Genomic DNA, 11,762 nt, shown 5'->3' on the forward strand with positions numbered 1-11,762 from the left:
CTGGGAACTAGTTATCTACTTTTATATTACAAATAATCTTTGATAACTATTCTGCAGCTCCTACACCTCCATATCTAGTATCTTTATATAATTCTTTAAAATCAGATATGTTGTAATAATTATTTTTCTTAAATTCTTCTTCAAATTTGTCCTCATTTAGTCTTGGAAAAAAAACAAAAAGATCAGATGAATCGAAATTTTGAGAAAGTTTAGTTGAATAATAGCAATATAATGCCTGAATTCTAATTTCTTGATTAGAGTTATTCTCATCAATTTTCGGAAAATGTTCCCTCAAAAAAGCAAGATATTTTTCTTTCGCTTTTGCATCAGATTGCTTCATAATTTCAAAAACTTCTTTATGAAAAATATATTTACCATCGCAAGTTTTTGTAAATATTAATTTATCAAATTCATCATCATTTAGATTTCGATCTATAACCCATTTCAATAAATCAGAATCTGCAACATAACCAAAAGTTTTTACTAGTGATTCTAAAAAATCTTGATCATTAAATTTTAGCCAAGCTAAACTAGCTTTATTATTATTGAATAAATACTTGTTTCTATTAACTAGTATATCAATATTTTTTTTGCGTTGTTTAGCTAAATCTGGAATATCTTTCCATTTAGTTAAATATATTTTTTCAGTACCTCCATCTTTAATTATTTCTGTAGGAAACTCACCTTCTTTAACAGCAATTTCTTTATATTCTTTTTGATAATCTACAATTTCAGGTAATGAGAATAAATTAACAACTATTTGATACTCTATACTTATATATATATCTTTTCTAAAACCATCTGGATCGTAATAATTTATGCTCGGTGGTTTAGAACATTTGTCAAAAGAATTTATATAGAAAATATCATTATAATGTGGAATACTTCCAAATATGTTTTTAACCTTATTAATAAAAATGTCTTTATCTGTGATTTTATATCCATTATTAATTAATATTTTTTTTAAAGGATTAAAAGTTACATCTAAATCACTTTTATCATATTTATAATATGCATAATCTGTATCATAATAACTGCTATAGCCACCAGCTTTTAATTGTCTCTCTAGTATTTTCTCAATTTCCTTATTATTCTGCATGATTGATTTTTTATTTATTTCAGTATTATTAATTAGAGAATCATTTTGTTTATTATTACATGAAAACATGCAAAACATTAGAGTAATTAAAATTATTTTCATTTTTTATCTGGTTGATTTACTATTATTTATTGCATCTATATCATAAAGAGGAAGCTTCTTTTCTTCATCTTGCACAACATATTTTTTTTGTTTCATAATATATAATACATCACTTTTTGGCATAGATCCCATACAAATTTTTTGACCTCCGGAAATTTTAGAGCCTTGATTCCCTCCTAAATTCACATAATCTCCCCGCTCCCGCACGAATCCTTTCGTGTGCCACGTACTACTTAGACATCAAACATCCTAAAAACAATTACATCATCAATTAATCCTATTTGCCCTGAATAATCTATAGCACTACTGTATACATAATCTTCTGCTTTATAAACTAATCCTTCTTCTACAGGATTGGCATGTATATAATTTATTTTTTGTTGAATAACCTTGTTGCTCCATAGCTCAATTGGTTTGTTATCATAACGCCAAAATTGATGTACTTTACGTTAGAACTTTTTTCAGCTTCTTTTTTAAAGAAATCCAACAAGAATTCTTTTCTGCTTTCTTTCGGATTTTCTTGTATCCTTTTTACTATTGATTGACTTGTAAATCTTTTTAAATTTCCTATAAGCAACTCAGGGTTCTGACCATTTATACTTCTAAAAACCAAATGCACATGACTCGTCATTATACACCAAGCATGGATTTCCAACCCCTTATTTTTTTTGACAGTATTCTAAACTTTCTAAAAACAAATCTTTATACTCATTTCTCATAAAAACGTCCAGCCAGCCTACTACGGCAAAGCTTATAAAATACAAGCTTTCAGGATTATGAAATTTATAATTTCTACTCATTCTAATACATTAAACCTTTTTAAAACTAGAATTTTACCCAGCTTAACGCCACACGAAAGGATTCGTGCGGGAGCGGGGAGACGATCACTCCAGCAAAGAGATTTAAAAAAAGAGATTTTCAATTCTTTTATTTTGTCTTTTTCAAAGGAAACTCGTCATTCCCAGGGTTTATACTTGAAATTGGATCACCTGATATAATATAATTATTCCCATTTTTTTGAATATAAACAATTCCCATATCATCATATTTTTTATTAAAAGTAATTTTCATCTTATCGTTACTAATCATTTCTCCAACAGTATTGTTGTATGTTTCAGGTTTTTCTCCATCACTAACATAGACTAATGAAATATTCTTCAAATTATTAATACTAATTTCAAAACTAGTTTTTAAATCATCTCTATTTGTTCTTTCAAAAAAGTACTTTCCTCCCCATGAATTATTAATCTCTTTATCGTCATTTTTAATAGATAAATTGGAAGAAAAGTTATTTTTTACTAGATTTACCTTTCCACTTTCTTCATCTATTTTATAATAATTCCAAATGGATATGCAAACAAAAACTGGAGAAAAAGTTAAGCTACATTTTTATAATTAGTTAGTTTGTTAAATTCTTCAATTGTTTTATAGTTCAAAGCCGAATGTCTTCTTTTTTTATTATACCAAATTTCGATGTATTCAAAAATTTCAAGTTCCATCTGTTCTCTAGAAATTAATTTACTTCCATAAACCAATTCCGTTTTTAAAGATTTGAAAAAACTTTCAGCAACCGCATTATCCCAGCAGTCTCCTTTACGGCTCATACTTCTTGTGATATTTTTATAAGAATCCAATACATTAGTAAATTTTTTATTGGCATATTGGATTCCTCGGTCAGAATGGAATATTAAATCATTTGCAATTGTTCTATTCTTAACTGCCATTTTCCAAGCCGTCATTGTAGTTTGTTTAGTGCTTAGTCCATTGCTTAAACTCCAGCCGACTATCTTTCTGTCAAATAAATCTAAAATGATGGTCAAATATAAAAATCCATCCTTTGTCTGTATATAGGTGATATCTGAAACCCAAGCCTTTGCTGGTTCGGTTACTGTAAATTCTCTTTTCAGGATATTTGGCACAACAAAATGATTATGTTTTGAATTGGTTGTTACTTTGAATTTTTTACTCAATTTGCTGTACAATCCTAACTGCTTCATGTATTTAGCTACAGTTATTCTGGATATCTGATATCCTTGGCTTTGGAGTTCCAGAGTAATTCTTGGGCTTCCATATCGTTGTTTAGCATTAAAGTATATTGACGTAATTTCTTCTTTAATCAGAGCAGTCTTCCTCTGTCTTTCTGATAGAATCTGTCGCTTCCAATTATAGTAGCTGCTTGGACTTATTTTTAAAACTTTGCACATCTTTTCAATCGAATATATTTTTTCATGGTCTTTTATGAAAAGATAAATCATCGACCTCCCTTGGAAAAGATGCTTATAGCCTTTTTTAGAATATCACGTTCTAATTCTGTTTCTTTTAATTTTTTTTCAAGCTCATGGATTTTTTCCTGTTCAGGGCTAAGTTTTAATTTTCCTTTCCCAGGAAAACTTCCTGTTCCAAATTCTTGGTAATCCTGACGCCATTTGTAAAGCAAAGGTGCTGTTATTCCAAGTTCCTTGGCTAATTGTGAGATATTATCTCTTTCATAACTTAATTGGACTGCTTTCTCTTTGAAATTGCGGTCATAAGTTTTACGATTCTCTTTCATGGTCTAAAGTTAAGATTTAGTTCTTAACTAGAACTCCATGCTAAGTTAGCACATCCAATCTAATGATACAACTATTGCATGAAGATCTGACTGTATAGTGAAGTTATGAGTAAAAAGAAGATCATTGCTAACCAAATCTTCATCATACAATGTAAGACGAACTTCTTTTCCAACTAACCCTGTTGAATTTATCCAAACTTTAATTTGTTTTTCTTTAAACTTACCTTTTATTTTATGCCCAGCGGTGTCAGTAAGATTCACTGAATTGATTTTGCTTTTTACAGCTTTAGGAGTTTCAGAGGTTTTTGTTTTAGGCTGCTGTACAGGTGCATTACTTTTAACAGGCTCTTTTTTAGGAGTTGTCTTAGCTTTGTAAGGTGCTGTCGGTGCTTCTGGCGCATTGACATTTACGTTATTGCTTGGCACTTTTTCCTGATTTAATTGCGCAGTTATATAATATTCGTGGACATCGTCATTTTCTGGACCATTTTTCGTTGCAATTTTTGCAAAGCTCGGCTTTAAGAGAAAATCAATATCTGCAATCCCATCTCTTACAATTCCAGATTTTGTTTCAATAAAGTTTGTTTCATTAGCCTTATTATGGCCTGCTCCCTTTGCATCATCTTCCCAAAGTGTAACATATATTCTGCGTTTCTCCATATGCAGGCAGTGCACACGTGCTTTAACCGTTTGTCCGTAAGATAAACGTCCTTCTATTTTTTTTCCGCTTTTATCTAATAATCTTACATCATCAATTTTTGGTTTAGATGGAAGAGGTTTTATATCGAGCCAGGCTGTTTCATCTCCTTTTATTGCTGCAATGCGAATACCTGCTCTGGTTAAGCTTCCGTGACGAAACTTATAAGTTACTAGATTTCCCGTTTTATCATTTTCTTTTGTTTTACGCCATCTTCTGTTTTCCAGCACATACACTTCCCATTTTACAGGAAGTTCAAAATTAGCAGTGCCTGCAGATGCAGTATTTTGATAAGGCAGCACCGAAGGAATAGCATCACCTACTCTGTAAAACTCTTCAACTCCTACAACGGGATTAGGATTTCCAATTATATTAAAATCTGACATTTTATATTTTTAAAGTAAGTAAAATCTTGTATTTTGCGAATATAATTGTTTTTATTAAAATATATAAAATTCTTACATTTTTTAACTTTAATAAAAAATCTTAATTTAGAAGTGATTTACTAAGTTCTAATGGGAGGGAAAACTTTTTGCCCCACCCGTGATAACTATTCTGACTAGAGCAAAAGATTTGAAGGACAGGAGGTATCAATATCTGAATAAATAGCAATAAAAAAACCTCGATTTATAAAATCGAGGTTTTCTGTTTTTAAGCTAATTAAAAACTTTACTCCAAATCCAAATAAGGATTTAAAGTTTCTGCTAATTCATTGAGCCAGTATAAACCCTCTCTTAATTTGGTAATTTCGTTTTGAAGCGATTCATGTTCGCTCATAACACCTAATGCAAGTGTAAAATTTACCTGCCTTAGTGTTTTAGCCATTTCTTCGGGTTCGATTCTGTCGTTGAAAAAATTCAAAAGCCTGATTTCGGTTTCTCTTGAAATTGTGTTTGTACTCATAATGTTGTAGTTTTAGAGATAAAAAACCCTTGCAAAGTAGTGTTTCTAACGCCTACAACAGCGCTTGCAGTCGTTTCCGATACCGCACACATAATACAAGGGCAAATCTTATTTCGTTCTTAATGTTGTAGTTTAAGAGTTGTAAATGTATCGAAAAAAACAACAAAAAGTAAGAAAATTAATATATTATTTTGTTAAAAAGCAAACTGAAAAGTTACAAATTATCTCTAGAAGGTAAATATAAAACGTTATTTCGAGAAAAGATAAACTCAGTGAGATTTTCGGGCAGTTTGTCATTTCGACGAAGGAGAAATCTTCGCAAGAAACTCCACAACAGTGTGTACTCATCGTACGAAGATTTCTCCTTCGTCGAAATGACAAGATTGGAGAATTTTGTTGCGTACGTTCAAAACGACAATTGAGTTAAAATTCCAATAATTAAATCCCAAATTTCAATTTCAAAAACAAGATCAAAGAGAACCTTTGTCCCGATAGCTGTCGGGATTGTCACTATGCCTCTTTGAACCTTAAAAAAATACCTATTTTTGTAACTCAAAAAGAAAGCAATAATGTCAATAAATAAAGAGTTACAAGAACTAGCAGCATCATTAGAAGGTACACTTTTATACGATGATCTTTATAAAACACTATATTCTACAGATGCTTCGGTGTATAGGATTCGTCCAAATGCGGTGGCTTTGCCTAAAACTACGGAAGATATTAGCAAGTTAATTCGCTTTGCGGCACAGCATAATATTTCGGTTACACCAAGAACGGCGGGAACTTCTTTGGCAGGACAAGCAGTAGGAGATGGAATTGTGGTTGATGTTTCGAAACATTTCACTAAAATTTTAGGTTACGATGCTGAGAAAAAAACGGTTACCGTTCAGCCCGGCGTGATTCGCGATGAGTTGAATTTGTATTTGAAACCATACGGCGTTTTCTTTGCGCCAATTACATCAACTTCAAATCGAGCGATGATTGGCGGAATGGTTGGAAATAATTCATCAGGAACAACATCGATTCGTTATGGTGTTACGCGTGATAAAATTGCTGCCGTAAAAACGATTTTAAGCGATGGGTCTGAGGTGACTTTTGGCGAATTGACTTCGGCAGAATTTATGGAGAAAACCAAAGGCGATTCTTTAGAAAATAAAATTTACAAAAGTGTTTACGACGAACTTTCGGTAAAAGAAAATCAAGAAGAAATTATAAAAGAGTTTCCGAAGCCTGAAATTCACAGACGAAATACAGGTTACGCCGTTGATATTCTGCTAAAATCGGAAATATTTGGCGGAACTGAACCTATAATAAACTTAGGGAAACTACTTTGCGGAAGCGAAGGAACGCTGGCTTTTACGACCGAAATTACTTTAAAAGTTGATGACTTACCGCCGGTACATAATATTATGGTTGTCGGGCATTATCATACCATTGAGGAATCGCTGGAATCTGTTGTGATGGCAATGAAACATCATTTGTACACTTGCGAAATGATCGACGATACGATTTTAGATTGTACTAAAACGAATCGGGAACATATTAAAAACAGATTCTTTTTAGTTGGCGAACCAAAAGCGATTATGCTTTTTGAAGTTGCATCGCACACGCTTGAAGATGCCGAAAATCAGGCAAACGCTTTAATTGCCGATTTAGAGAAACACAATTTTGGATACGCACTCGTAAAAATTTACGGTGCCGATATTGATAAAGCCAACGAACTTAGAAAAGCAGGATTAGGATTATTAGGAAGTATTGTTGGCGATAATAAAGCTGCCGATTCTATCGAAGATACGGCTGTAGAATTAAGCGATTTGCCAGCTTATATTGCAGAGTTTTCGGCAATGATGCTGCGTCACGGACAGGAAGCGATTTATTATGCGCATGCCGGTGCAGGAGAATTACACTTGCGTCCGGTTTTGAATTTGAAGAAAATATCTGACCTAAAATTATTCAGAACCATTGCGACCGATGTGGCGCATTTGGTAAAAAAATATAGAGGTTCGCTAAGCGGAGAGCACGGCGACGGAATTGTGCGCGGAGAATTTATTCCGTTTATGATTGGTGATAAAAATTACGAATTGCTGAAAAGAATCAAATTAGCCTTTGACCCGAATTCGGTTTTTAATATCGGAAAGATTGTCAACGCTTTGAAAATGGATGAAAATCATCGAGTAGTTTCGGGCAGAGTAGAACCAGATATTAAAACGTTTCAGGATTTCTCAGACAGTTTAGGAATTTTGCGTGCTGCCGAAAAATGCAACGGTTCTGGCGATTGTCGAAAAATGCCGTCGGCAGGAGGAGCAATGTGTCCGAGTTATCGTGCGACCCGAAATGAAAAAGAAACGACTCGTGCGAGAGCAAATGCTTTACGCGAATATTTGACATATTCTGAGAAAGAAAACAAATTTGATCAGAAAGAATTATACGAAGTTTTTGAGTTATGTGTAAGCTGTAAAGCCTGCGCGAGCGAATGTCCAAGTAATGTTGACGTTGCAACTCTTAAAGCAGAATTTTTATATCAATATCAAAAAGCAAACGGATTTTCGACCCGAAGTAAGATTTTTGCCAACAATGCAAAATTGAACAAAATGGGAAGTTTGTTTCCGTCGATCACGAATTTTATTTCGAATCAATCGCTGGTAAAAAAATCAATGGGAATTGCGCCAGAAAGACAAGTGCCGCTTTTGGCAAAAAAGACTTTCAGAAAATGGTATGAAAATAATAAATCAAAAAGCACAGACTATCCAAACGGAAAATTGTATTTGTTTGTAGATGAATTTACCAACTATTATGATGTAAATATTGGTATTGATGCTTTTGAATTATTGACAAAATTAGGTTACGAGGTTTTAATTGCAGATCACGAAGAAAGCGGAAGAACATATCTTTCAAAAGGATTCCTGGAAGAAGCAAAAAAGATAACCGATATAAATATCAATATTTTCAAGGATTTAATTTCGAGCAATACACCTTTAATTGGAATTGAACCTTCGGCAATTTTGACTTTTAGAGATGAATATCTGCGATTGGCATCGGATAAAGAAAATGCGGAACGAATTTCGCAAAATGCATTTACAATCGAGGAATTTTTCAAGAAAGAAATCATCGACGGAAAAATCAGACCTGATTCGTTTTCTGAAGAAACAAAAGAAATTAAAATTCACGGACATTGTCATCAAAAGTCTTTAAGTTCTGTTGAAGCTACTTTTGCGATGCTGAATCTTCCTAAAAATAATACGGTTACGATTTACAACTCGGGCTGCTGCGGAATGGCGGGTTCTTTTGGATATGAAAAAGAGCATTATAAAGTGAGTATGCAAATGGGAGAAGATACTTTGTTTCCAAAAGTTCGAAACACTGCCGAAAATGTAAAAATTGCTGCTGCAGGAACCAGCTGTCGTCATCAAATTTATGATGGGACAAAACGCGAAGCACAGCATCCGGTTAGTATTTTGAGAAATTGCTTGAAGTAAAGAGGAAGCCTGAGCGTAAAGAATTACGTAAGGGAACACTAAGAAAAAAAGTATCCCGATAGCTATCGGGATACTTTTTTTTTCCGCAGATTAAGCAGATTTTACTATTTCTAAAGTCAAAAAAAGAAATCTGCTTAATCTGCTAAATCTGCGGGAAAACTATTTTGACACAGATTACAGGATTAAAATTATTTTTTTTCTAATTGTTATGTCATTTCGACTGAAAGGAGAAATCACAAGCGGAAATATGCAAAGGAAGTCGCCAATCTTTGTCGATGTACTAGTGTGATTTCTCTCCCGAAGCCTCGGGATCGAAATGGCAAACTGTGAGTGTTTGTTATTAGTTTTGTTTAAAATGTTCTGTAAAAATCATTTTTAATCGGTGGCAAAAAAAGCGTAATCTATATAACGACTAAGCCCCATTATTCCGAAGAATAACAGGGCTGAGAAAATGACAAGTTTAAATTGTTATAAATTATTTGGCGCCAGGAGGGCAATGCTCTTTGATATACTTTGTAAAAGTATCAGCAAGATGTTTTGTCGTTCCTTCTCCTTCGTCTATACTGTGTGAACGATTTGGATAAATCATCAAATCGAACATTTTATCATATTTCACCAATTCATTAATCAGAACTTCGGCATTTTTATAATGCACATTATCATCGCCTGTTCCGTGAATGTATAGTAAATTTCCTTTCAGGTTTTTAGCATGTGTTACCGGAGAAGCTTTTATGTAAGTTGCTTCGTTTTCGCTTGGCAAGCCCATATATCTTTCCGTATAAATATTGTCGTAAAAATGCTGATCTGTAACCGCTGCGATCGCAATTCCAGTTTTGTAAATTTCAGGAAACTGAAACATCAAATTCAAAGTTACAGCGCCGCCGCCGCTCCATCCGTGAATAGCAACCCTGTCAGAATCAATAAAGTTCCATTTTAAAACTTCTTTGGCTGCCATAGCTTGATCGTGCGTATTGATAATTCCGATGTTTTTGTAAATCGACTTTCTCCATTTTGTACCTTTCAATACAGGAGTTCCGCGGTTATCCATTGCAATTCCAATATATCCTTCAGGAATTAAAGAGGCAATAAGGGGATAAAAATACGGTTCATCATTTGCAACAGATGCCATTGGTTCACCATAAACATAAAAAAATACAGGATATTTTTTCGAAGCATCAAAATTCAAAGGCTTAGCCATAACACCGTCTATCTCGACTCCATCAACAGTTGTTACCTTAAATTTCTCTAATGAATAATTGCGTTTTGGTGCCGTAAATGAATCTGCAGCTGCAGGAAGTATTTTTTTATGACCAGATAAAGCAACCAAACGCTTGTTGTAATGGCGATTTATATTCGAATTTATGTGTTTAGCATATTTAGCATCAGTCGAAAAACTGTATTCATTTGTGCCTTCAAATTCTTGAGGCGTAACACGTTTTGTTTTCTTGGTGTTTAAATTAGTTTCGTATAAATAACGTTGTGTTGCATCTTTTGGGCTGGCAATAAAATAAACAGATTTTGTTTCTTGATTGTACGCTTTGTAGTAAGCATCAAAATTTTCAGTTGTAACAAGTTCTTTCTTTTTACCGTCGCTGCTGATTTTGTAAATATGCATCCAGCCATCAGCATCTGAACTCCAAAGAAACGATTTTCCATTATCGACAAACTTACACGGAAAAGCATCATATTCGCCAGACGAAATATCAAATACATCAATCCAAGAATCTGATTTTTCCTGATAGATTAAATTCGCTGTTCCAGATTTAGTATCACATTTATAAATAGAAGCTTGATTTTGGTTTCTATTTAATTGAACAACCATTACATTTTGATTGCTGATCCATTCCATTCGAACTAAATAATTATTATCAGGCTCGCCAGGAATATTTAGCCAGTTTGTCTGTAAGGAAGCAATATCAATAACACCAATTTTTACAGATGAAGGTTTTTCTCCAGCTTTAGGATATTCTACCGGAATCGTAAACGGATAAAGAGCATCAGTATTATTGATCATTAAATGAAACTTCGTTTTTGAAGCGTCTACACGCCAAAATGAAATGCTTTTTCCATCAGGACTCCATCTAAAACCGTCACGAGCAGCAAGTTCTTCCTCATAAACCCAGTCAAAAGTACCATTTATGATTTTATCAGTTCCGTCTGTCGTCAAAGGAGTTATTTTTCCAGAATTTAAATTTTCAAGATAAATATTATGCTGCGAAACATAAGCGACATTTTCGTTATCGTTAGAAAATTTAGCAAACATCAACGACGATTTTTCTAAGCTTGTTCCCAGTTGTCTTCCCTTTCCAGTTGTTAAATCAAAATACCAATAATCACCTTTAGTATTTGCTCTCCATACTTTTTTAGAATTGGTAAAAACTAACACTTTTGTTTTGTTATCATTCCAAACCAAATCCTCAATTTCTCCTGTAAAACCAGAATTTTTTAATTGGTCATCACTTAAAATAATTTTCTTTTGATTTAGTTTGTCAACATCATAAACTGCGACATTATCTTGAGAGTTCACCCAAAAAGAGTGTGAGTTTGGCAGCCAGTTGAGTTGATTGATATTAATATCCTCTTGCGCAAAAACGCTGGAGCAGATTAATAAAAAGAGTAACAGATGTTTCTTCATTATATAGGTGTTTTTAGTTTGTTAATAGTATTGCATTTTGAAGAAGTAAATATAATAAGTATTTCGTCTGACTAGGAATTAACTTATGAACTCTGCTTAAATTTAAACATCATTTGAAGAGTATTAATATAAGAACAGAAAAACAGAAACGGCATTACTTTAAATTTTACACTGAAATAAGTTGGGATAAAAATACTATAGGCTTCCCTTCAAAATTTGTATTATATTACTATTTAATAGTCAAATATTATCTTATTTTGGGTTAATATATTATTGTTTTGAGTTTGGTTTAATTGCTT

General features: G+C 33.0%; 8 protein-coding genes and 1 pseudogene. 1 reads left to right on the top strand and 8 read right to left on the bottom strand.

From position 1 onward, the window contains the following. Positions 1 to 46: 46 nt before the first annotated feature. The 7 genes and pseudogenes from NLG42_RS10915 to NLG42_RS10940 form a co-directional block, all read right to left on the bottom strand. Entirely contained in the window at positions 47 to 1,201 is a 1,155-nt protein-coding gene (locus tag NLG42_RS10915; RefSeq protein WP_257683784.1) for a hypothetical protein, read from the bottom strand. A 370-nt stretch (positions 1,202 to 1,571) separates the two neighbouring features. Then, positions 1,572 to 1,856 (bottom strand): transposase, encoded by a 285-nt coding sequence (locus NLG42_RS24420; protein ID WP_307774309.1) that lies wholly within the window; start codon positions 1,854 to 1,856, stop codon positions 1,572 to 1,574. A 4-nt stretch (positions 1,857 to 1,860) separates the two neighbouring features. Beyond that, positions 1,861 to 2,001, bottom strand: coding sequence for a hypothetical protein (locus NLG42_RS24425; RefSeq protein WP_307774310.1), 141 nt, complete (start codon positions 1,999 to 2,001; stop codon positions 1,861 to 1,863). A 127-nt stretch (positions 2,002 to 2,128) separates the two neighbouring features. Next, the gene (locus NLG42_RS10925; protein ID WP_257683785.1) at positions 2,129 to 2,362 is read right to left on the bottom strand and encodes a hypothetical protein; all 234 of its coding nucleotides are present in this window, start codon (positions 2,360 to 2,362) and stop codon (positions 2,129 to 2,131) included. Positions 2,363 to 2,577: 215 nt separating this feature from the next. Continuing rightward, positions 2,578 to 3,752 (bottom strand): annotated as a pseudogene (locus tag NLG42_RS10930) (IS3 family transposase). A 45-nt stretch (positions 3,753 to 3,797) separates the two neighbouring features. Further along, a complete protein-coding gene (locus NLG42_RS10935) occupies positions 3,798 to 4,835 on the bottom strand; it encodes a hypothetical protein (protein WP_257683786.1) in 1,038 nt (345 codons plus the stop codon). 283 nt (positions 4,836 to 5,118) lie between these two features. Next, positions 5,119 to 5,352 (bottom strand): hypothetical protein, encoded by a 234-nt coding sequence (locus NLG42_RS10940; protein WP_099719998.1) that lies wholly within the window; start codon positions 5,350 to 5,352, stop codon positions 5,119 to 5,121. A gap of 569 nt (positions 5,353 to 5,921) precedes the next feature. On the opposite strand from NLG42_RS10940, the gene NLG42_RS10945 reads away from it, so the two are divergent. Next, complete coding sequence (locus NLG42_RS10945; protein ID WP_257683787.1) at positions 5,922 to 8,828, top strand: FAD-binding and (Fe-S)-binding domain-containing protein; 2,907 nt, start codon at positions 5,922 to 5,924, stop codon at positions 8,826 to 8,828. 475 nt (positions 8,829 to 9,303) lie between these two features. Here the strand turns inward: NLG42_RS10945 and NLG42_RS10950 are convergent, their stop codons facing one another. Beyond that, positions 9,304 to 11,463: a S9 family peptidase gene (locus tag NLG42_RS10950; protein WP_257683788.1), complete on the bottom strand. Its 2,160-nt coding sequence runs from the start codon at positions 11,461 to 11,463 to the stop codon at positions 9,304 to 9,306. Positions 11,464 to 11,762 lie beyond the last annotated feature (299 nt).

Origin of the sequence: Flavobacterium plurextorum, assembly GCF_024638035.1 — a bacterium.
Lineage (GTDB): Bacteria > Bacteroidota > Bacteroidia > Flavobacteriales > Flavobacteriaceae > Flavobacterium > Flavobacterium plurextorum.